The organism is Citrobacter sp. R56 (assembly GCF_016811995.1).
In the GTDB taxonomy this organism is placed as follows: Bacteria; Pseudomonadota; Gammaproteobacteria; order Enterobacterales; family Enterobacteriaceae; genus Citrobacter_D; species Citrobacter_D enshiensis.
The window spans coordinates 4,155,976-4,176,608 of record NZ_CP069159.1 but is presented as its reverse complement, the minus strand read 5'-3'; the positions used below and the strand labels follow the sequence as shown (position 1 = coordinate 4,176,608).

Below are 20,633 nucleotides of genomic sequence, written 5' to 3'. Positions count from 1 at the left end.
ATAACGCCTAAAGAAGAGTCATTACCCACTCGCGAAACTCATAAAGTTCATTCAAATTAATAAAAAATAAATGGCGTAATGTGAATAACATTTCATTATGCTAACGCTGTCGATAAGCCCTTCACTGGATCTACCCTCCTTAACGATGTTCCGAATGGCGAAGCTTTCTTTCCATTCACGTCCCCTGTTTGTTAATCCACTGATTGGATTAACAATTAACCGATGATGATGCGGTACATCTTGTGTCTTCATCAGGAAATATTGATGTTAATGTCCCCGCAAGCTAGGGTGGCCCGTAATAGCGTGGTTGAGCCAGGTGTGGTGCTTGGTGCCCATGTGAACATTGGTCCATTTTGTATTATTTCCACCGGTGTGGTTATTGGTGAAGGAACTGTAGTTGGGGCGTATTCTGTCATTAATGGTCGCACGATCATTGGCCGCGACAATACGATTGGGCAATCTTCTTCTATAGGTGAGATTAATCAGGATCTTAAATACGAGAATGAATCCACCTGTGTGGTGATTGGTGACAGAAATCACTTCGGCAAAAATGTGACGATACATCGAGGGACGATACAGGGATTGAGTTGCACGACGATTGGTAACGATAACCGCCTTTTGAATAACGTCCATATTGGGCATGATTGTGTGGTGGGTAACGGTACATTGGTGGGGGGGCACAGCGGTCTTGCCGGGCACGTAAGGCTTGATGATGGGGCACAGGTTGGTTTTATGTGTGCCATTCACCAGTTCTGTGTACTGGGTGCTCATGCAAAGATTGTCGACCAATCTGGTGTGGTGCAAGACGTGCCACCGTTTGTGATGGCGGGGGGGAATCATGCGAAACCTGCAGGAATAAATGTTAATGCACTCGCCTTTCTGGCATTAGACTTCGAACAGCAGGATTTTGTACTTTCTCTTTACAGTATGCTTTACCAGCAGTCTTTATCGATTGATGAGGTGAAGGTAGCAGTTAAGGCATTGTTCAGTGATTATGCCATCGCTACTGTATTTGAGAGGTTTTGGGAGCACTCGGCGCGAGGGATAGTGAGATGAGTTAAAAAGACTCGCCGCGTAAAGCGACGAGTCTAGGGAAGGTGCGATTTAATCCTCACGTATGAAGCCAAACATCAGTGTTATTGGTGCCAAATGCGCAACCGAACCTTCCAGCCTGGATATGCTTATCGTGCCTGCCAGCATGGCATGAAAGCGCAAATTGTAGACCTTGCGATGAACAATGCCGTGTTCGCACGCTACAAAACTCTCGCCACGATGTGTAACCTTGCTTCCTTTGTGCCTGACTCTCAGTCTGCACCAGGTTGTTTTTAAGTGCTGAAATAAATGTTTTAGTGAGCTTTTTATCCGAGAACGGTTTTTTCCCGGTGATAGGTTCATGATTTGTAATGACATTCAGTATCGATGTTACGTGAGTAGGATCAAAACTCTATGATCGTGGTGAAGACAGTATTTTTGCAACCATGCGTGAAGTGATTCTGACAATTCACGAAAATCTGGATATGAATCTGTTGCGCTAATGCTTTGCCAGATCAGAAGGGAAATGCGAATGCTTCCCTTCTCCAGACCGGACAATGACCGGAGGTTGCCTTGTGGTGATGAATCCACCAGATAGGTATACAGGTTGGGAATAGTGCTTTGAGGTAACTTACAGACCAACAAACCGGGGCATGGTGACCAGGGAGGAAGGTGGAATGCTGAGGGGGAATGTTAAAACCGTTTGTCGGTGTCAGTGAACTGGCTTCAGGTGGCATCGCTGAACAGAAATCTACCGAAACCCCAGAAAGCAAAAACCCGCCTTTTGGGCGGGTTCTTTAGAATAGTGGTGCCCGGACTCGGAATCGAACCAAGGACACGGGGATTTTCAATCCCCTGCTCTACCGACTGAGCTATCCGGGCAACGGGGCGCATTAAACCGTAATCTGTATCCCCCGTCAACCAGATTTCTCGTTTTGTTGTCTGATTGCTTATCTTTGCGGCGATTCTGTAGCGGATTGGGTTATTTTGCTTAAAATCACCGCGCATTGTCATGCTCACTGACTTTTTTCGCCGCCTCAACCTGACTCACAAAGGTCGGTAACATCCAGGTGCCGCCGAGGACTATTTCCCGGCAGTCGCCAGTGGTGTATTTCAGGCTACGCACAAATGTTTTGCCGTCCCACACCCACTCTTCTCCGCTGACGCAGTCGGCGATACCGCGACCTTTATTGAAGAATGTAATCACGCCATCGGCATAGCTGGTGGCATCGGTCGTGATGAGCTGCGGGTCGCTGGTCAGTGCGTTGTCCACCACCCACATGGCATAGCCTTCGTTATACGCGGCGCGCCAGCAGAGTCCCTGGATCAGGGTATGCGATTTATCAATGGCGGTGAGCGTTAACTGGCGGTCTTTGGCCGGGATATTCTCGTTATCCCAGTCGTCACAGTCATTGGTGAGTTTTGTCTCTAATAACGTGCGTTGATCCGCAGTTAATGGCGTTGCGGGTGCTGAAGGTGTTACGGGCGAGGCAATAATGACAGGTGCCGGAACCGCCGCCAGTACGTTTTCGTCGCTGGCCTTGCCTTTACGCAGCAGAGCACTCTGGGTTCCTATGCGTTTCTGGTATTCATCCATTTTCAGCAACACGGCATTGGCGCCTGCGCTGGAGAGCGTTTTGCGCTGCCCATTTAGCGCAATCTCAATTTTTTTGTCCTGAATCAGCGCCTGAAGTAGGGCGGTGATTTGCGAGTTGTTGAAACGAAAATGCTCTCTGTCTTTGGACGTGAGTGTTCCCTGTGATTGTCCATCAATGAACATACTCACGCTGGCATCGGCAGGGATATCGCTTTGGGTTTGTGCAAAGGTCGTCAGTCCGGTGACCTGCTGCCCAGGGCCTGCTTGACGGGTCAGTAAGACACTGATTTCTCCGGTATTGACGCCGTAACCTGCGGCACGGCAGGTGCCGGTATTGTCGCAGGAGAGTTCCCAGTCTTTGTGGTCAAACGAAAAACCCGTTAACGGTGCGGCAAAGAGCGGGATTGAAAACAATCCTGCTGCCGCAATGAGGGGGAGACAGCGCATATAATTCCCTTTACGTATCAGTATTGCTGAAATTATATGCGCATCAGAAGGGGAGCGATAGGTGGATCAGGTCAGTGCGCCCGACTTACGGCACTGAGCAAACCGCAGGATATCTTCCGCCAGGCGATGCGCAGTATCGACATCGGCCTGGCTGCGGTTCACCAGCATACGGCTGAGACACCCCTCCAGCACCAGCTCCATCTGCCGGGCAACCATGGCCGGGTCGTCAATTTCCAGCGTGGTCAGCAACTCGTGGGTAAAATCGTGCGCCGCCCGTTTTTGTTGATCCGCCAGTTGGTGAATGGGATGGGAGGGATCAGGATAAAACGTGCAGGCGGCGATAAACAGGCAGCCGGGATAGCGGTGATTAATCATACATTCTGACAAGGCGCTGTAGCGTGCCAGGAGCTTTTGCTCTGCACTCAGTGTTTCATCCAGTATAAGCTGACGGCGCCAGGTCTCTATCTGATGACTCAGATGACGTAACGCATCATAGAGAATCGCCTCTTTATCCGGCCAAAAACGTTGCAGTTCGTCGAGCGGATAATCAACGCTTTCGGCGACCATCTCCAGCGTGGTCGTTGCTATCCCTTGAGTCTCAAGTAATTTTAGGGCTTCTCCCAGGACATCTTCACGTTGCACGGTAATTTCCTCTGTTTTTCCTTTTGCAAGTGTCGCTCACGGTTGCCGATCGCGCAAATGTGCACTAAAGGTCGCCGCATCCATAAAGCCCGTTACCCGCGCTGGTGGGTGTTCATTCCCCTGCGCGTCAAAGAACAAAATTGTGGGCAATCCCAGCACATGGAGGTGCTTCAGTAAGGCCACATCCTGCGCGTTGTTGGCGGTGACATTGGCCTGTAACAGCACCGTATCGCCTAATGCCTGCTGTACCTGCGGATCGCTGAAGGTATATTTCTCAAACTCTTTACAGGCGACGCACCAGTCGGCATACAGATCCAGCATCACGGGTTTGCCTTTGGCGCGCGCCAGCGCCTGCGTTAAGTCATCGACCGAGGCGACAGGTGTAAAGTTCAGATGTGCCTGCGTTTGCGCCGTTGCGTTCCCGAACGCCCAGTCCTGCAACGGACGCACGCTGACCAGCGCTGCAGCCAGCAGGACAATCTGTACCATGCGCATCCAGCGCCGTTTTGCCTGCAGACTGGTGATAAATGCCCAGCCAAAGAAGGCAACGCCCAGTAGCGCCCACAGACGCAGGCCCCATGCGTCGCCAATGATACGCTCGAGCAAAAAGACGGGTAGCGCAAGGATAACAAACCCAAAGGCCGTTTTGACATGTTCCATCCACGGGCCGCTTTTCGGCAGCAGGCGGTTGCCGAAGACGGTGACCAGAATCAGTGGTAACCCCATTCCCAGCGCGTAGAGATAGAGCGTACCGCCACCGAACCACATGTCTCCGCTCTGGGCGATATACAGCAAAATAGCGCTTAACGGCGCGGTGGTGCACGGCGAGCAGATCAGCCCGGCAATCGCCCCCATCGCAAACACACCGCCAGGCGATCCACCCTGCTGACGATTACTCATCAGCGTGAGGCGCGTTTGCAGCGAAGAGGGGAGCTGTAGTGTGAACAGACCAAACATCGACAGCGCCAGCAGGGTAAACATCACCGCCAGGCCGATTAAGACGTAAGGATGCTGCAACGCGGCCTGAAACTGTAATCCGGCAGCCGCGACAACCAGGCCCAGCGCGGTGTAGGTCAGCGCCATCCCCTGCACGTAGATAAAGGTCAGCAGCAGGGCGCGTCCGGTTGAGAGGCGCTGTTTGCCGCCCAGCACGATACCGGAAATGAGCGGGTACATCGGCAGAACGCATGGCGTAAACGCAATGCCAATCCCTATCAGCAATGCCCACAATGCGGAAAAGGGCAATTGGCTGTCTAGTTGCGGTGCGTTTTCTGCTTGCGTTGCTGAAGGGGGCGTCGCCGGTTGCACATCTGCACTGGCAAGCACCTGGCTCAGCGGCACGGTTTTGGTCTCTGGCGGGTAGCAGAAACCGGCGTCAGCGCATCCCTGATAGACGACAGTTAATGTCGCGCCAGACGCTGCCTGGTTGACAGTCACCGGAATCGTCAACCGCTGGCGGTAGATTTCGCTTTTGCCATAAAATTCGTCTTCGTGCCAGACGCCAGCCGGAAGCTGTACCGCGGCAATCTCTGCCTGAGACGGCGTGATAGTGATTTGCTTGCGATAAAGGTAATAACCTTCTTTCACCTGCCAGGAGAGATTAAGGTCATGCTGATTCTGCTGAAAATCAAAGCTAAATGCCTGGTCGGCAGGCACAAATTGCGAGCGACCAGGCGCGTCAAATAATCCGGCGAAGACGGATGTGCTGCACAGCAGCAGGATCAGCGTAAGGATGCGTTGAGCCATGAGAGGTAATCATTGTCTCCGTGAGTAACGGGTAAAACCAGAAGTTCGGGTGTTTGATAGGGGTGGTGAGACTTCAGGCAGTCAAGAAGCGCTTGCTGGTGCAAAACCGAGGATTTGAAGATCATCTGCACTTCGTATTCCTGTTCCAGTTTCCCTTCCCAGTAATAGAGGGAAGTGGCTCCGGGGATAAGCGTGGCGCATGCCGCCAGTTTTTCTGCCAGCACTTTGGCTGCCAGGTCCTGGGCTGTTGCCTCATCCGGCGCAGTACAGAGCACCACAACGGCATCGGGGATGGGCATATCCTGACTGTTAACATCAAGCATAAACACCTCGAAAGGACAGAATGACCAGCAAGAGAGTGGTCACTATACAACGGACGAGGGAAGGATGTTAGTCAAAGCGGGGAAAGGAGTGCGGGGCGTATGAACGCCCCGCGGGTAACACTTACAGCATGAAGCTGCCCAGCAGGAAGCCGAAGCAAACAGCAAGCACAACGCCCAGCGTACCTGGGATGAAGAACGGATGGTTAAAGACTAACTTACCGATACGGGTTGTACCGGTGTCATCCATCTGAACCGCCGCAACCAGCGTCGGGTAGGTCGGCAGAATGAACAGACCGGAAACAGCTGCGAAAGAAGCCACAGCAGTCAGCGGAGAAACGTTCAGCGCCAGCGCCATCGGCATCAGTGCCTTAGCCGTTGCAGCCTGAGAGTACAGCAGTGCAGAAGCAAAGAAGAAGATCACCGCCAGCAACCACGGATGACCCTGAATCACGCTACCAGCAGTCTCTTTGATCCAGTCGATGTTGGCAGAAACGAAGGTGTCGCCCAGCCATGCCACACCCAGAATACAAATACAGGCGCTCATCCCTGCTTTGAAGGTGCTGGAGTTCAGGATGGAATCAGTCTCAACGCGGCAGATAATGGTGGTCAGCGTCGCGACGCTCAGCATGATGATCAGAATTGCGTTGGTGGTGTTCATCAGCGGTTTAGCGACCAGGCCAAGGCTCGGGCTGTTGATGATGGCATAAGCCACAACACAGACTACGCCCAGCAGGAACAACCAAACGGATGATTTCGCACCGGACTTGATCTCAACCTGACGCTCGCCGCGCAGCTCAACCAAACCTTCTTCCAGACGTTTACGGTATACCGGATCGTCAGAAAGTTTAGAGTTAAACAGCATGGTGACCAGGAAGGACATCACCAGCACCGCCAGCAGGGTGGATGGAATGACCACGGACAGCAGGTGAATGTAGCTGATGCCATGACCTTCCATGACGGAAGACATGTAGACCACCGCCGCAGAGATTGGCGACGCGGTAATGGCGATCTGTGCAGAAACCACCGCAGTGGAGAGCGGACGGCAAGGTTTGATCCCTTGTTCCTTCGCCACTTCAGCGATAACTGGCAGAGTTGCCAGAGAGATGTTGCCTGTACCTGCAAAGATAGTCAGGAAATAAGTCACAATCGGAGCGAGGATCGTGATGTATTTCGGGTTTTTACGCAGCAGTTTTTCTGTCTGGTGAACCAGATAGTCCAGACCGCCTGCGACCTGCATGGCAGAGATGGCAGCGATTACCGCCATGATGATGGAAATAACATCGAACGGGATATTACCGGGCTTAACGCCTATGGCTGCAAGAACCAAAACGCCAAGCCCACCTGCAAATCCTATACCAATGCCCCCAAGTCTGGCGCCCAAAAAGATTGCCAGCAAAACGATGATAAGTTCTACAACTATCATATTAGCCTTCCTTGTTGTTTAACAAGTTGATATTAAATTGTTGTTTTTAAGTAACTTCTAATAAGAAAAAAGGCACGTCATCAGACGTGCCTCTTGTGGTACTACCCTGTACAATTACTGTTCGCTTTCATCAGTATAGCGTTTTGCTTTGTAAGCAGGGTGCATCAGGTTCTGTGCAGAGAAAATATCGTCCAGCTCAGCTTCAGTCAACAGACCGCGCTCCAGTACGACTTCACGTACACTCTTACCGGTTTCAGCACAGATTTTACCAACGATGTCGCCGTTGTGGTGGCCGATGAACGGGTTGAGGTAAGTGACGATACCGATTGAGTTGTAAACGAATGCTTCACAGACTTCTTTATTAGCAGTGATACCGTCAATGCATTTTTCCAGCAGGTTGTAGCAGGCGTTGCTCAGGATATGGATAGATTCAAACATTGCCTGACCAATAACCGGCTCCATTACGTTCAGCTGCAGCTGACCTGCTTCAGACGCCATGGTCACGGTGATGTCGTTACCAATAACTTTAAAGCATACCTGGTTAACGACTTCTGGAATAACCGGGTTCACTTTAGCTGGCATGATAGAAGAACCCGCCTGCAGTTCCGGCAGGTTGATCTCGTTCAGACCGGCACGTGGGCCAGAAGAGAGCAAACGCAGGTCGTTACAGATTTTGGACATCTTCACAGCCAGACGTTTCAGTGCGCTGTGTACCATAACATAAGCGCCGCAGTCAGAGGTCGCTTCAATCAGGTCTTCTGCTGGTACACAGGCAAAGCCAGTGACTTCAGCCAGTTTCTGTACCGCTAATGGAGAGTACTCTTTAGGAGTATTCAGACCTGTACCGATTGCCGTTGCGCCGAGGTTAACTTCCAGCAACAGTTCTGCGGTATGTCCAATGTTTTTCACTTCTTCTTTCAGCAGTACGCTGAAAGCACGGAATTCCTGACCCAGAGTCATCGGCACAGCATCTTGCAGCTGGGTACGACCCATTTTCAGGATACCCTGGAATTCTTCTGCTTTACGCTCAAAGCCTTCGCGCAGCTGGTTGATAGCATCAATCAGTTTAACGAGGGATGCGTATACCGCGATACGGAAACCGGTCGGGTAAGCGTCGTTGGTGGACTGACATTTGTTAACGTGGTCGTTCGGGTTCAGGTACTGATACTCACCTTTCTGGTGACCCATCAGTTCCAGCCCAATATTGGCCAGCACTTCGTTGGTATTCATGTTTACGGAGGTGCCTGCACCGCCCTGGTAAACGTCTACCGGGAACTGGTCCATGCATTTGCCGTTGTTCAGAACTTCATCACAGGCGGCAATGATGGCATTTGCCACACTCTTAGGAATAGTTTGCAGCTCTTTGTTGGCCAGGGCCGCTGCCTTTTTCACCATTACCATACCGCGAACAAATTCAGGAATATCACTGATTTTGTTATTGCTAATGTAGAAGTTTTCAATCGCTCTCAGAGTGTGAACACCGTAGTAGGCTTCCGCTGGAACTTCCCTGGTACCCAACAAATCTTCTTCGATACGAATGTTGTTTAACATGTGAACCTTCTTTTTCAAGCTGCCAAAAAATTACATTAAACACACAGGATATATGTGGTTTCGAATGTTTCCTGACCGACGATTATCCCCTACATCGGTCTGATGTCCGAGATGATATGCTGCTTCAGGATTTCTACCGTAATCTGGATCACTTTAAGTGTGGCTAATTACTCCTTATTTATTATTTTGTGAGATAGATCACCCCTTTTGGATTACTCCCATAAATATATCCAAAAATGGCTTGAAATTTTGCTAAGCACCTCAATATAAGTTGGATGCAAATTGCACAATCATTCAAACAGACGTGCTGAAACAGCGGTTACCTACAGGAGAACCCTTTGCGCTGGATACCACTTATTGCCATCTTTCTCTATGTTTACATTGAGATTTCTATTTTTATCCAGGTCTCCCAGGTTCTGGGCGTACTGATGACGTTGATTCTGGTGATCTTCTCTTCGATCGTCGGTATGTCGCTGGTGCGCAATCAAGGATTTAAAAACTTTTTGCTGATGCAGCAGAAAATGGCAGCGGGAGAAAGCCCGGCTGCGGAGATGATCAAGAGCGTGTCGCTGATCATTGCCGGTCTGTTGCTGGTCCTGCCGGGTTTCTTCACCGATTTCCTCGGCCTTCTTCTTTTATTACCGCCGGTACAGAAACATCTGACGATGAAACTGCTGCCGCACCTGCGTTTCTCCCGGATGCCAGGCGGCGGTTTTAGCGCCGGAACCGGCGGTGGAGATACGTTTGACGGCGAGTTTCAGCGCAAGGACGAGGAGCGCGACCGCATCGATCATAAAGACGATCGCCGCGATTAAATAGTGTAGTAGTTCCGGTAAGTATAGCGCCACCGGGCATCCAGGCCGGATGGCGCAGCGCTTATCCGACCTATAAATGGCTTTCAGGCTGTTTTCGCCTGGGTAAAAATAGCCATAGCACCGCCAGCATAATAATGGCGTACAGGCTTTTCCAGCCAACCATCGCGAGTAAAAGTAGGCACAGCAAACCGCCAACGACCGCCAGCGCGCGATAGCGTCCCTTCAGTAAACGACACCCTGCCAGCATGCACAGCAGATAGATCATAATAAAGATGCCATTAGCGTAGACAATCAGCGCATCAAGGTTGATGTCGAGCGCATAAATACACAACGTACTGATAACGCAACATACCAGGACGGCATTCAGCGCATTATGCGGGATCTGGCGGGAGGAGAGACGCGCCAGATAGTGGTCAGGTTTGTCTCGCGCTTGCGACCAGACCAGGCGGGCAAAACTTTGAATATAAATATTCAGACTGGCAAAACAGGCCAGATAGCCAATAACGCAGGCGACCCACAACGCCTGGACGCCAAACAACTGCACGACAATTTCAGGCAGCGAAGCCGCCGCCGCCATCTGCTCGCCGTAGGCGCCAAAATGCAGCACCACCACCGTACATGCCCAGTAAACGGAACCCGCCAGCACCAGGCCAATCATCAGGGCGCGCGGAAAATCTCGCTCAGGATTTTTGAATTCGGATGCCAGATGCGCAAAGGCTTCAAGGCCGACGAAACACCAGAACATCACCGACAGCGCAGAGAACAGTCCAGACATGTCGATATCACCTGGCGCCGGGAAGGGGATTTCAGCGGGTTTCAGTTCTCCAGCCCACCAGATGGCGACAATCAGCGCCACAATCAGACCCGCGATGAGGGTTTGCAGGTTAGCGCTTGAGCTGGCACCGCGAGAACCGATGTACCACACCAGGATAAGCGTTCCCAGTTCCGCCAGCAGCAACTGCCCGCCGTGCCAGCCAAACATCGCCTGGCCGAAACCTGCGGCAATATGGAGCGCAGCGGGTAAACCGACGGGAATGACCGACAAAAACAGCCAGCCGGTCACCCGTTCCATATGATTCCCAAACGCCATACCAACAAAATGCGCCACGCCTCCGGCGCTGGGGTAATGGCGGCCAAGTATCGCAAACACGATGGCCACCGGAAAAACTAACACGATGAGTATCGGCCACGCCCACAGGCTGTTATTCCCCGCGACAAGTGCGGCCAGTGCAGGAACGGCAAAGACACCGGTGCCTAATAATGATGTCGATAACAGGCCAATCCCCTGAGCCAGTCCCAGCTCTTGTTTTAGTCCGCTCATGAAACGTTATCCGGTTACGCCTAAAATTCAGGCAACTGCGCAGATTTTCGATGGTATCACAATCAGATTTGCTGATGACGGCGGCCCTGAAATTGGTGCGAAATGTGAGGTGGGTTGGTGTTTTGACCGGATTTTCTCCTGATAAGAATTTTTTTTTAGTTTCCCCCTTGAAGGGGTATAACCCCATCCCCATCTCTCTGGTCACTAGCCGGGAAATCCGTTTACGGGCCGGCGTCACCCATAACTGATAAAGACTTTCTCAAAGGAGAGCTATCAATGAGTATTCGTCCGTTACATGATCGTGTGATCGTCAAACGTAAAGAAGTTGAATCCAAATCAGCTGGCGGCATCGTTCTGACCGGTTCTGCAGCAGGTAAATCAACTCGTGGCGAAATCATCGCTGTCGGTAAGGGCCGCATCCTGGAAAACGGTAGTGTGCAGCCGCTGGACGTGAAAGTCGGCGATATCGTTATTTTCAACGATGGCTACGGCGTGAAGTCCGAGAAGATCGACAACCAAGAAGTGCTGATCATGTCCGAAAGCGACATTCTGGCAATTGTTGAAGCGTAATCCGCGAACGACACTGAACATACGAATTTAAGGAAAAGAGATAATGGCAGCTAAAGACGTAAAATTCGGTAACGACGCTCGTGTGAAAATGCTGCGCGGCGTAAACGTACTGGCAGATGCAGTGAAAGTTACCCTCGGTCCGAAAGGCCGTAACGTGGTTCTGGATAAATCTTTCGGTGCACCGACCATCACTAAAGATGGTGTTTCCGTAGCACGTGAAATCGAACTGGAAGACAAGTTCGAAAACATGGGCGCGCAGATGGTGAAAGAAGTTGCCTCTAAAGCGAACGACGCTGCAGGCGACGGTACCACCACCGCGACCGTACTGGCTCAGTCCATCATCACTGAAGGCCTGAAAGCTGTTGCTGCGGGCATGAACCCGATGGATCTGAAACGTGGTATCGACAAAGCTGTCGCTGCTGCGGTTGAAGAGCTGAAAGCACTGTCTGTACCGTGCTCTGACTCTAAAGCTATCGCTCAGGTTGGTACTATCTCCGCTAACTCCGACGAAACCGTAGGTAAACTGATCGCAGAAGCGATGGACAAAGTCGGTAAAGAAGGCGTGATCACCGTTGAAGACGGTACCGGTCTGCAGGACGAACTGGACGTGGTTGAAGGTATGCAGTTTGACCGCGGCTACCTGTCTCCTTACTTCATCAACAAGCCGGAAACTGGCGCAGTAGAACTGGAAAGCCCGTTCATCCTGCTGGCTGACAAGAAAATCTCCAACATCCGCGAAATGCTGCCGGTTCTGGAAGCCGTTGCTAAAGCAGGCAAACCGCTGCTGATCATCGCTGAAGATGTTGAAGGCGAAGCACTGGCAACGCTGGTCGTTAACACCATGCGCGGCATCGTGAAAGTGGCTGCTGTTAAAGCACCTGGCTTCGGCGACCGTCGTAAAGCAATGCTGCAGGATATCGCTACTCTGACCGGTGGTACCGTAATCTCTGAAGAGATCGGTATGGAACTGGAAAAAGCGACCCTGGAAGATCTGGGTCAGGCAAAACGCGTTGTGATCAACAAAGACACCACCACCATCATTGATGGCGTGGGTGACGAAGACGCAATCCAGGGTCGTGTGACTCAGATTCGCCAGCAGATCGAAGAAGCAACGTCTGACTACGATCGTGAAAAACTGCAGGAGCGCGTAGCGAAACTGGCAGGCGGCGTTGCAGTTATCAAAGTCGGTGCAGCTACCGAAGTTGAAATGAAAGAGAAGAAAGCACGCGTTGAAGATGCTCTGCACGCGACCCGTGCTGCAGTAGAAGAAGGCGTGGTTGCTGGTGGTGGTGTTGCGCTGATTCGCGTAGCCTCCAAACTGGGCGATCTGCGTGGTCAGAACGAAGACCAGAACGTGGGTATCAAAGTTGCGCTGCGCGCAATGGAATCCCCGCTGCGTCAGATCGTGCTGAACTGCGGTGAAGAACCGTCTGTTGTGGCTAACACCGTGAAAGCGGGCGACGGTAACTACGGTTACAACGCTGCAACTGAAGAATACGGCAACATGATCGACATGGGTATCCTGGATCCAACCAAAGTGACCCGTTCTGCTCTGCAGTACGCAGCTTCTGTTGCTGGCCTGATGATCACCACCGAGTGCATGGTCACCGATCTGCCGAAAGGCGATGGGGCTGACTTAGGTGCTGCTGGTGGTATGGGCGGCATGGGTGGCATGGGCGGCATGATGTAATCATGTTGTTCTGCACCTCGCAGAAATAGAGAAACCCCTGGGCAGAAATGCCCGGGGGTTTTTCTTTTCGTCATCTTTTTAGTATAAGATTCTCACACGGACGATCTACGTCCAGCTCATTGATTACGGGGAATAACATGCACGTGAAATATTTAGCAGGGATCGTCGGTGCCGCGCTACTGATGGCGGGTTGTAGCTCCAGCAACGAACTGAGCGCTGCCGGCCAAAGCGTACGCTTCGTAGAAGACAAGCCTGGTGCTGAGTGCCAGTTGGTTGGCACGGCGACCGGTAAGCAAAGTAACTGGCTTTCTGGTCAGCATGGCGAAGAGGGCGGCTCGATGCGTGGCGCCGCGAACGACCTGCGTAATCAGGCGGCAGCAATGGGTGGCAACGTGATTTATGGCGTGAGCAGCCCATCTCAGGGCATGTTATCCAGCTTTGTTCCGACCGCCAGCGAAATGAACGGTCAGGTTTATAAGTGCCCGAACTGATTTATTCAGTATTGAAAGCGCCCTCCGGAAACCTGAGGGCGTTTTGTTATTCTGCCGTTGCGGCCAATGTTGACTGATAAAGCTGGTGCAGTGCTTTCAGGCAACGTTCTCGCGGAAAGTGACCCGGACCGGATGCGATAGTCGCCACGGTGATACGGCAAGGTTTTCCTTCCAGCTTTTTCAGCCGCGGGCTGAACGCCAGTAAACGCCGGGCTATTGCCGCAGTCTCTTTCATTTCCCCCCGAATGCGGGATTTCACGATGGTGCCGCATGCGCAATCTTGTCCATTGCTGTCGGTATAGTGGTAAACCAGAGCCAGATAATGTGTGAACAGCGCTAATTTCCACGCCGGATGGGGGTAGTTGTCATACTCCATTTCACCGTTGCTTTTAATATCGGCATCGTACATGGGTAGAAAATCCAGCAGTGAGGAGATCCTTAGCGATAACTTATGCATGCCGGCGTTATTAATGGCGTGAGAAATGGCGCTGATGACGAGCGCAATCTGCGCGTCTTCAAGCTGGAGGAGCAGTGAATGACCGCCCTGCAGTGAAAACGCCAACTGAAATCCTTCTGCGTGGCTGGCGCGGGGCTCTAGTTTCTCGACCCGCAGGCGGATATCGGCTTCCAGCAGCTGTTTTTGGGTCAGTGGCGGAATATTGTTGAGCATCGCTTGCGTGGCGGTATCCTGGCTTTTTTTGAACGCCGTTTTCTCTTTGGCATTCCGCAGGCTTTGCAAATGCAGACGATGCTCGAAGCAGATATAAAGATCGCGCAGTTGTAGCGCCGGAATAAAAATCAGCGAGGTTTCGTTCTGCTCATGCTTGAGGTTAAGCGCCAGCGCCTGGAACTGATTGCCGTTTCGAATGACGCCGGTGTTAATGCCGGTGAGTGTTAAGGCCATGATGGTTCTCTCTGGATAGGTTTGTTCTGCCCGAAATAATTGGGGGCTAAAATAACACCCGGCTTTGTTTCGTGAGAGTCGGTATCCGGACTTGAAACCTGCGCGAAGCACTCCGCGCAGGGTCAAAAGAGAGGGGTTATCGCTGCCTTAACTGCAAATCCAGTGGCGTTTTACTCGGTTCGCCGCCAATTTCCCGCGCCAGTTTCGGCACCATATAACCGGAAACCAGCGTCAGCAGCTCACGCATAATGGCGCGGGCTTCATCGTCGCTGACCAGAAAATGGGCCGCGCCCTGAACCTTGTCCAGCACGTGCAGGTAGTAGGGCATCACGCCTGCATCAAACAATGCGTTGCTGAGATTTGCCAGCGTTTGCGCGTTATCGTTGATATCGCGCAGCAGCACACTCTGATTCAGCAGCGTGACGCCTGCTATTTTTAGCTTACGCATCGCCTGGCTGAAATCGTCGCCAATCTCCTGCGCATGGTTGATATGGTTCACCAGCAAAATTTGCAGGGTGGATTGTGCAAAGCGGGCGACGAGGGCTTCTGTAATCCGTGCGGGGATCACGATAGGCAAACGGCTATGAATACGCAGACGCTTAATGTGCGGTATCGCTTCCAGTTGCGTGAGTAGCCAGTCCAGCTCGTGGTCTTTGGCCATCAGCGGATCGCCGCCGGAGAAGATGATTTCATCCAGCTCCGAATGCGCAGCGATGTAATCGAGAGCCACCTGCCAGTTTCGCTTATTGCCCTGGTTTTCCGCATACGGGAAGTGACGGCGAAAACAGTAGCGACAATTTACCGCGCAGCCGCCTTTCACCAGCAACAGCGCCCGGTTACGGTATTTGTGCAGTAATCCTGGCACCACGCTGTGCTGTTCTTCCAGCGGATCGGTTGAAAACCCCGGCGCTGCGACAAACTCGTCGCGCGAGGTGAGTACCTGGCGTAAAAGCGGGTCATCAGGATTGCCCTTTTCCATCCGCGCCACAAAAGCACGGGGAACCCGCAAGGCAAAAAGACGCTTTGCCTCGCGACCTGCAAGCAAGTTTTCATCAGCGTCTACATTTAAAAGACGCAACAGTTCATCCGGATCGGTTATAACATCTGCAAGTTGCACTAACCAATCTTCTCTGGATGGGGTGTTTAGGGTTACAATATGCGCCATTTTGTGGCTAAGCTACCAATTAACAATTTCAGAGGGCCTTATGGCGACTTACTATAGCAACGATTTTCGTGCCGGTCTTAAAATCATGATGGACGGCGAACCTTATGCGGTTGAAGCCAGTGAATTCGTAAAACCGGGCAAAGGCCAGGCTTTTGCGCGCGTTAAGCTGCGTCGTCTGCTGACCGGTACTCGCGTAGAGAAAACCTTCAAATCAACCGACTCTGCAGAAGGCGCAGACGTTGTCGATATGAACCTGACTTACCTGTACAACGACGGTGAGTTCTACCATTTCATGAATAACTCCACTTTCGAACAGCTGGCTGCTGACGAGAAAGCGGTAGGCGACAGCGCCAAGTGGCTGCTGGATCAGGCTGAGTGCATCGTGACCCTGTGGAACGGTCAGCCTATTTCTGTTACCCCGCCGAACTTTGTTGAACTGGAGATCATTGAAACTGACCCAGGTCTGAAAGGTGATACCGCAGGTACTGGCGGCAAACCGGCAACGCTGTCTACTGGCGCAGTGGTTAAAGTTCCGCTGTTCGTTCAGATCGGCGAAGTGATCAAAGTGGATACCCGTTCTGGTGAATACGTATCCCGCGTGAAGTAATACGCCTTACTTGATCTCATGGTGCAGCGTTTGCTGCGCCATACATTTTTCCAGGGCAGGAATGATGAAACGTCTTCTCAGTCTTGTAACACTCGTCTTACTGACCGCAACCCTGTTGACAGGGTGCAATACCGCACGTGGCTTTGGCGAAGATATCAAACATCTCGGCAATTCCATCTCCCACGCTGCCAGCTAGTCTTTTCGCTTCGTCTGAAAAACAGTCTGTTTCCCGTCAAGTTACGGGATGTTGTCTATTATTAAGTAGCTATACGCACAACATTGGCTAAAAAGGAAGACGCTATGGTTAAGAAGACAATTGCAGCAATCTTTTCTGTTCTGGTACTTTCCTCTGTATTAACCGCCTGTAATACGACGCGCGGCGTTGGTCAGGATATTTCCGAGGGTGGCCAGGCTATCTCGGGCGCTGCGGCAAAAGCTCAGGATTAATCATGAACGGTACGACCGCTGTGCGTGTCGTGCCGTTAATCTTACCGTTCTGGCAATGATAAAAACGGCGAATAGCGATTATCCATGTGCAGTTTCATGCGAATGTTGCGTTTGTAGGTGTAAACCGTTTTGCCATGAATCCCGAGCGCACTGGCAATCGCGTTATTTCCCGCGCCTTCCATCCACATCGTCAACACTTTCTCTTCCTGTGGCGTCAGCAGTGATGTCGCCGTTTTGGGCGTCTCTAAAAGCGGCCTCACGCGTAACGCGGCGTGAATCGTTTTTGAGAGCGCATACAGCGTGGCTTTTTTTGATAATACGGTATGGACAGAATATCGTGAGCTGAACGCTGAAGCACGGTATTCGCCGCCTGATTGCAGCAAGATCAGCGGCGCCATCCCGCAGGCCATAAAGAAGGGGTCAATCGACTGAAATGGATGGGAATCGTTAAGAAAGCTATATAAATCAGCGATTATCAAATGAGGCTTCCACTGCAGAATATGTTCTTTTGCCAACAGGAGATTATTTAACCCTGACACCAGGAACGAACCATTAAACAAACCAGAATGATTAAGCCAGGCCTCTATCCCCGTGCGGGTAAAGTGGCATCGGTCAATCACTAATATTTTCAACATAAAATTATCGCATTCAAAAATGAGGCCAAAGGCTTCCTGACTTCAGAAAGCGTTTCATCATAGAGACGTCCGATGAGTACTAAATGCCGGAACTGCGTTGCTTATTGCACCCAATTCAGGCTTTTAGGCGATCTGAAATAAAAAGATTGAAATTCACTTTTTGTCGGGCAAAAATACCCTTTCATTCATCGGCTTGTGGGACGACCTGCAAACGTATCTTTCACCGGGGACGGCCCCATCTCTCTGGAGCCTAAAATGTCCTGGATTGTTTTATTCATTGCTGGCCTGCTCGAAGTTGTCTGGGCGATTGGCCTCAAATATACCCACGGATTTACCCGCCTGACGCCGAGCGTCATTACCATCGTCGCCATGGTCGTCAGTATTGCGATGCTCTCCTGGGCAATGAAAACCCTGCCAGTTGGGACTGCGTATGCTATCTGGACCGGTATCGGCGCCGTTGGTGCGGCCATCACCGGGATTATCTTACTGGGTGAATCCGCCAGCCCGATGCGTCTGGCCAGCCTGACGCTGATCGTTGCGGGAATTATTGGTCTGAAGCTCAGCGCCCATTAATGGGGTTGTTTCACCCAGATTAACTTACTGACATCAAACCCTTCCCGGGTCGCGACGGCGAGTATTTGCTGCTTCATTTCGTCAGAAATGGTCGGCGTGCGCGCGAGTATCCACAAATAGTCGCGATCCGGGCCGCACACCAGTGCGTGGTGATATTCTCTGTCAAGCGCGATGACGTTGTAACCGCCATAGAACGGGCCAAAAAACGAAACTTTCAGCGCGGCCCGACTGGGATCGCCGGTAAACCAGGCCTTTCCTTCCGTTTTTTGCCACATTTCCCGATCCGGATTGTAGCCCTTGTTGGTCACATTAAGGCCGCCGTCATCGCGTAGGCTGTAAGTGGCGGTGACTTTTTCCAGTCCTCTTTCGAAGCGATGATCAAAGCGTGCAATTTCATACCAGGTGCCGAGGTAGCGTTTCACATCAAAGTTATTGACGACTGTAACACCCTTCGGCGGCGTGGGTGAGCTGCAAGCAACCACTAAAAACGCGGCTGTCACCGCGGTGATAACAGGCAGGATACGCATGGGAGTTTCCTTGCTGGTTTTCTGTTAAGTGTAGATGACAGCAAGGAAAGGGTGGGCAGCAACAGTTACTGCAGAGACTCCAGAATCCGGTAGGCGGCCGCGACACGCGTAGGATTTGGATAGCTTTTATTCGCCAGCATCACGATACCGAGGTTTTTCTCTGGAATAAAAGCAACGTAACTGCCAAAGCCGCCGGTAGATCCCGTCTTATGTACCCAGGAGGATTTGACTGCAGGTGCGGGCGGGTTAATTTCCACGGCTGTCAGCGCCGCCAGCGCGATCTTATTATCGCTACCCTTGATGACCGTTTCGCCCTCTACCGGCCAGTTCAGCATTTCCCAGCCTAACCCCTGATACATCTCGCCAATACGCCAATAGCGCGACTGGGCTAACGCCACGCCTTGCTGCAGCGTTTTGTCCTGAATATGGGAGGCGTCCATGTTGGCCTGCACCCAGCTTGCCATATCTTCAATGCTGGATTTAACACCATACGCCTCTGCATCCAGCGGACCGGGTGAAACATGGACTGGCTTACCCTCGCGATAACCCCAGGCGTAATCTTTCTGTTCTGACGTGGGGACGGTAATCCAGGTATGTGCGAGTTTTAGCGGTTTGAAGACGCGCGTGGTTATCGCTTCTTCGTAACTCATTCCGGAAGGTTTAACCGCCAGCGCGCCAAACAAGCCGATGCTGGCATTGGCATACAGACGTTTGCTGCCCGGCGCCCACTCCGGCTGCCAGGTTTGATAGTAGTGAAGCAGCGAGGCTTCATCCGTCACGCTATCCGGCACCTGAAGCGGTAAGCCTCCTGCAGTATAGGTCGCCAGATGTAGCAGGCTGATGCCTTGCCACTGTTTACCGTTCAGCGCAGGCCAATATTTTGTTGCCGGATCGCTGAGTTTGATTTCACCGCGAGCGACAGCATCGCCCGCCAGCACGCCAGTGAAGGTTTTACTCACGGAGCCGAGTTCAAACAGGGTTTGTGGGGTGACGGGCTGGTTTTTGGCGATGTCGGCATTACCCCAGGTAAAGTACCTCGGCTTGCCCTGGTAAATCACCGCAACCGCCATGCCCGGAATCGCCTGCTCTTTCATTAATGGAGCAATGGTGCGGTTTACAACATCAGCGATGTGTTGCTCAGTGTGCGGTGTGGCAAGCACTGAACTGGAGGCAGTAAGGAGTAACACACTGCAGAGGATTTTGTTCATCATGGCGTATTTCCGTAACAGAGGACCCTGGGGATGTCCGGGAAGAGTACGGCAGTAGATTACACTATTTGCGATGATGACAGGGGTAAGAGACGGTAGAAATAAAACGGCCCGCCAGTGGCGGGCCGGAATAACGATGGTGCTAATTAGAGCGTGACGATAGCAATCAGCGTCACAACGGTCAGAATAGCAGCCAGACCGTAGAACACCCACTTGCCAGCCGGCACGTGGATTTTCAGGTCATGCATTGCGTGGTGCATACGGTGTAAACCACACCACAGCGGCAGAACGATCATCAGGAACATGAACGCGCGGCCAATAAAGCTTTGTGCAAAGGCCAGTACACGTTCGTAGCTCAGGGCATCGCCCGGGAAGAGTCCCAGTGGCAGCATAATGCCGACCAGCAGAACCACGACCGGCGCAATGATCGCGCCCCACATACCACCTGCACCAAACAGTCCCCAGAATACGGGTTCGTCAGAGCGTTTTGGATTTGGATTAATCATCCCGGACTCCTTACCAGTACAGGGCAACATACAGAATAACTACAGTCGCAACTGCAGTAACCGCCCAGAGACCTTTGATGATCGGCTCTGGCCCCATTTTTTCGTCTTTTACGATGATATTGGCAGCTTTAGGCGCCAGCTCAAACCAGGTCTTGGTATGCAGCAAGGCTGCAGCCAGGGCGATCAGGTTGAGGATCACCACCACTGGATTTTGCAGAAAACCAACGAATCCCATCCAGGATTCTGCGCCGTGTTTGAGGGCAAACAGGCCGAAAATCAGTTCAATGCTGAACCAGACTGCCGGCACTGCTGTGCCTTCGCGCAGCATGTAAAAGCGATAAAACGGCAGCTTTTTCCACCAGGTGGACGTCATTGGCCGCACATAGGCTTTGCGTTTAGTCGTCATGTTGCAC

Annotated in this window: 22 protein-coding genes, 1 tRNA gene and 2 pseudogenes; 10 read left to right on the top strand and 15 right to left on the bottom strand. The window is 51.9% G+C overall.

The annotated features are described in order from the left end of the window. Positions 1-264 precede the first annotated feature (264 nt). Positions 265-1,056, top strand: a complete 792-nt coding sequence (gene lpxA, locus JM656_RS19680; protein ID WP_203359207.1) for an acyl-ACP--UDP-N-acetylglucosamine O-acyltransferase — start codon at positions 265-267, stop codon at positions 1,054-1,056. Between the two features lie 72 nt (positions 1,057-1,128). Then, positions 1,129-1,294 (top strand): annotated as a pseudogene (locus JM656_RS19675) (IS1 family transposase); the annotation flags it as partial. A gap of 544 nt (positions 1,295-1,838) precedes the next feature. Here JM656_RS19675 and JM656_RS19670 read toward each other — a convergent pair. The 7 genes and pseudogenes from JM656_RS19670 to aspA all read right to left on the bottom strand — a co-directional run bounded on the left by JM656_RS19670 (position 1,839) and on the right by aspA (position 8,761). After that, positions 1,839-1,914 (bottom strand) — tRNA-Phe (locus JM656_RS19670). Positions 1,915-2,035: 121 nt separating this feature from the next. Further along, positions 2,036-3,076, bottom strand: a pseudogene (locus JM656_RS19665) (DUF1176 domain-containing protein); the annotation flags it as partial. 66 nt (positions 3,077-3,142) lie between these two features. Beyond that, positions 3,143-3,718, bottom strand: coding sequence for a transcriptional regulator (locus tag JM656_RS19660; RefSeq protein WP_203359205.1), 576 nt, complete (start codon positions 3,716-3,718; stop codon positions 3,143-3,145). Positions 3,719-3,754: 36 nt separating this feature from the next. Beyond that, complete coding sequence (locus JM656_RS19655; RefSeq protein WP_203359204.1) at positions 3,755-5,464, bottom strand: protein-disulfide reductase DsbD; 1,710 nt, start codon at positions 5,462-5,464, stop codon at positions 3,755-3,757. Then, positions 5,440-5,787, bottom strand: coding sequence for a divalent cation tolerance protein CutA (gene cutA, locus JM656_RS19650; RefSeq protein WP_203359203.1), 348 nt, complete (start codon positions 5,785-5,787; stop codon positions 5,440-5,442). The genes JM656_RS19655 and cutA overlap by 25 nt, the downstream gene beginning before the upstream one ends. 121 nt (positions 5,788-5,908) lie before the next feature. Beyond that, positions 5,909-7,210, bottom strand: coding sequence for an anaerobic C4-dicarboxylate transporter DcuA (gene dcuA / locus JM656_RS19645; protein ID WP_203359202.1), 1,302 nt, complete (start codon positions 7,208-7,210; stop codon positions 5,909-5,911). Positions 7,211-7,324: 114 nt separating this feature from the next. Beyond that, positions 7,325-8,761: an aspartate ammonia-lyase gene (aspA, locus tag JM656_RS19640; RefSeq protein ID WP_203359201.1), complete on the bottom strand. Its 1,437-nt coding sequence runs from the start codon at positions 8,759-8,761 to the stop codon at positions 7,325-7,327. A 338-nt stretch (positions 8,762-9,099) separates the two neighbouring features. Here aspA and JM656_RS19635 point away from each other — a divergent pair, with 338 nt between their 5' ends. Further along, positions 9,100-9,576, top strand: coding sequence for an FxsA family protein (locus JM656_RS19635; protein WP_203359200.1), 477 nt, complete (start codon positions 9,100-9,102; stop codon positions 9,574-9,576). Positions 9,577-9,646: 70 nt separating this feature from the next. On the opposite strand, the gene yjeH is transcribed toward JM656_RS19635, so the two are convergent. Next, complete coding sequence (yjeH, locus tag JM656_RS19630; RefSeq protein ID WP_203359199.1) at positions 9,647-10,897, bottom strand: L-methionine/branched-chain amino acid transporter; 1,251 nt, start codon at positions 10,895-10,897, stop codon at positions 9,647-9,649. 276 nt (positions 10,898-11,173) lie between these two features. Here yjeH and JM656_RS19625 point away from each other — a divergent pair, with 276 nt between their 5' ends. From JM656_RS19625 to JM656_RS19615, 3 genes are all read left to right on the top strand, one after another. Next, positions 11,174-11,467, top strand: coding sequence for a co-chaperone GroES (locus JM656_RS19625; RefSeq protein WP_203359198.1), 294 nt, complete (start codon positions 11,174-11,176; stop codon positions 11,465-11,467). Between the two features lie 43 nt (positions 11,468-11,510). Further along, a complete protein-coding gene (groL, locus tag JM656_RS19620; RefSeq protein WP_203359197.1) occupies positions 11,511-13,157 on the top strand; it encodes a chaperonin GroEL in 1,647 nt (548 codons plus the stop codon). Between the two features lie 137 nt (positions 13,158-13,294). Beyond that, positions 13,295-13,648: a DUF4156 domain-containing protein gene (locus tag JM656_RS19615; protein WP_203359196.1), complete on the top strand. Its 354-nt coding sequence runs from the start codon at positions 13,295-13,297 to the stop codon at positions 13,646-13,648. Between the two features lie 46 nt (positions 13,649-13,694). Here JM656_RS19615 and yjeJ read toward each other — a convergent pair whose 3' ends face one another. After that, a complete protein-coding gene (yjeJ, locus tag JM656_RS19610; protein WP_203359195.1) occupies positions 13,695-14,552 on the bottom strand; it encodes a YjeJ family protein in 858 nt (285 codons plus the stop codon). A 136-nt stretch (positions 14,553-14,688) separates the two neighbouring features. Beyond that, a complete protein-coding gene (gene epmB / locus JM656_RS19605; RefSeq protein ID WP_203359194.1) occupies positions 14,689-15,717 on the bottom strand; it encodes an EF-P beta-lysylation protein EpmB in 1,029 nt (342 codons plus the stop codon). 40 nt (positions 15,718-15,757) lie between these two features. Here epmB and efp point away from each other — a divergent pair, with 40 nt between their 5' ends. The 3 genes from efp (at position 15,758) to ecnB (ending at position 16,771) form a co-directional block, all read left to right on the top strand. Next, a complete protein-coding gene (gene efp / locus JM656_RS19600; RefSeq protein WP_203359193.1) occupies positions 15,758-16,324 on the top strand; it encodes an elongation factor P in 567 nt (188 codons plus the stop codon). A 61-nt stretch (positions 16,325-16,385) separates the two neighbouring features. Further along, complete coding sequence (gene ecnA / locus JM656_RS19595; protein ID WP_192610801.1) at positions 16,386-16,520, top strand: lipoprotein antitoxin entericidin A; 135 nt, start codon at positions 16,386-16,388, stop codon at positions 16,518-16,520. A gap of 104 nt (positions 16,521-16,624) precedes the next feature. Then, on the top strand, positions 16,625-16,771 hold the full coding sequence (ecnB, locus tag JM656_RS19590; protein ID WP_192610802.1) for a lipoprotein toxin entericidin B: 147 nt from the start codon (positions 16,625-16,627) through the stop codon (positions 16,769-16,771). Between the two features lie 41 nt (positions 16,772-16,812). Here the strand turns inward: ecnB and JM656_RS19585 are convergent, their stop codons facing one another. Further along, the gene (locus JM656_RS19585; RefSeq protein ID WP_203359192.1) at positions 16,813-17,406 is read right to left on the bottom strand and encodes a LuxR C-terminal-related transcriptional regulator; all 594 of its coding nucleotides are present in this window, start codon (positions 17,404-17,406) and stop codon (positions 16,813-16,815) included. Positions 17,407-17,661: 255 nt separating this feature from the next. Between JM656_RS19585 and sugE the strand changes: the two genes are divergently transcribed. Continuing rightward, positions 17,662-17,979 (top strand): quaternary ammonium compound efflux SMR transporter SugE, encoded by a 318-nt coding sequence (gene sugE, locus JM656_RS19580; RefSeq protein ID WP_203359191.1) that lies wholly within the window; start codon positions 17,662-17,664, stop codon positions 17,977-17,979. On the opposite strand, the gene JM656_RS19575 is transcribed toward sugE, so the two are convergent. The 4 genes from JM656_RS19575 to frdC all read right to left on the bottom strand — a co-directional run bounded on the left by JM656_RS19575 (position 17,976) and on the right by frdC (position 20,626). Continuing rightward, positions 17,976-18,506 (bottom strand): lipocalin family protein, encoded by a 531-nt coding sequence (locus JM656_RS19575; protein WP_203359190.1) that lies wholly within the window; start codon positions 18,504-18,506, stop codon positions 17,976-17,978. The two genes, sugE and JM656_RS19575, sit on opposite strands and share 4 nt — an antisense overlap. Before the next feature lie 65 nt (positions 18,507-18,571). After that, a complete protein-coding gene (gene ampC / locus JM656_RS19570; protein ID WP_203359189.1) occupies positions 18,572-19,717 on the bottom strand; it encodes a CMY2/MIR/ACT/EC family class C beta-lactamase in 1,146 nt (381 codons plus the stop codon). A 143-nt stretch (positions 19,718-19,860) separates the two neighbouring features. Further along, positions 19,861-20,220, bottom strand: coding sequence for a fumarate reductase subunit FrdD (gene frdD, locus JM656_RS19565; protein ID WP_203359188.1), 360 nt, complete (start codon positions 20,218-20,220; stop codon positions 19,861-19,863). A 10-nt stretch (positions 20,221-20,230) separates the two neighbouring features. Beyond that, positions 20,231-20,626: a fumarate reductase subunit FrdC gene (gene frdC / locus JM656_RS19560; protein ID WP_203359187.1), complete on the bottom strand. Its 396-nt coding sequence runs from the start codon at positions 20,624-20,626 to the stop codon at positions 20,231-20,233. Positions 20,627-20,633: the final 7 nt, after the last annotated feature.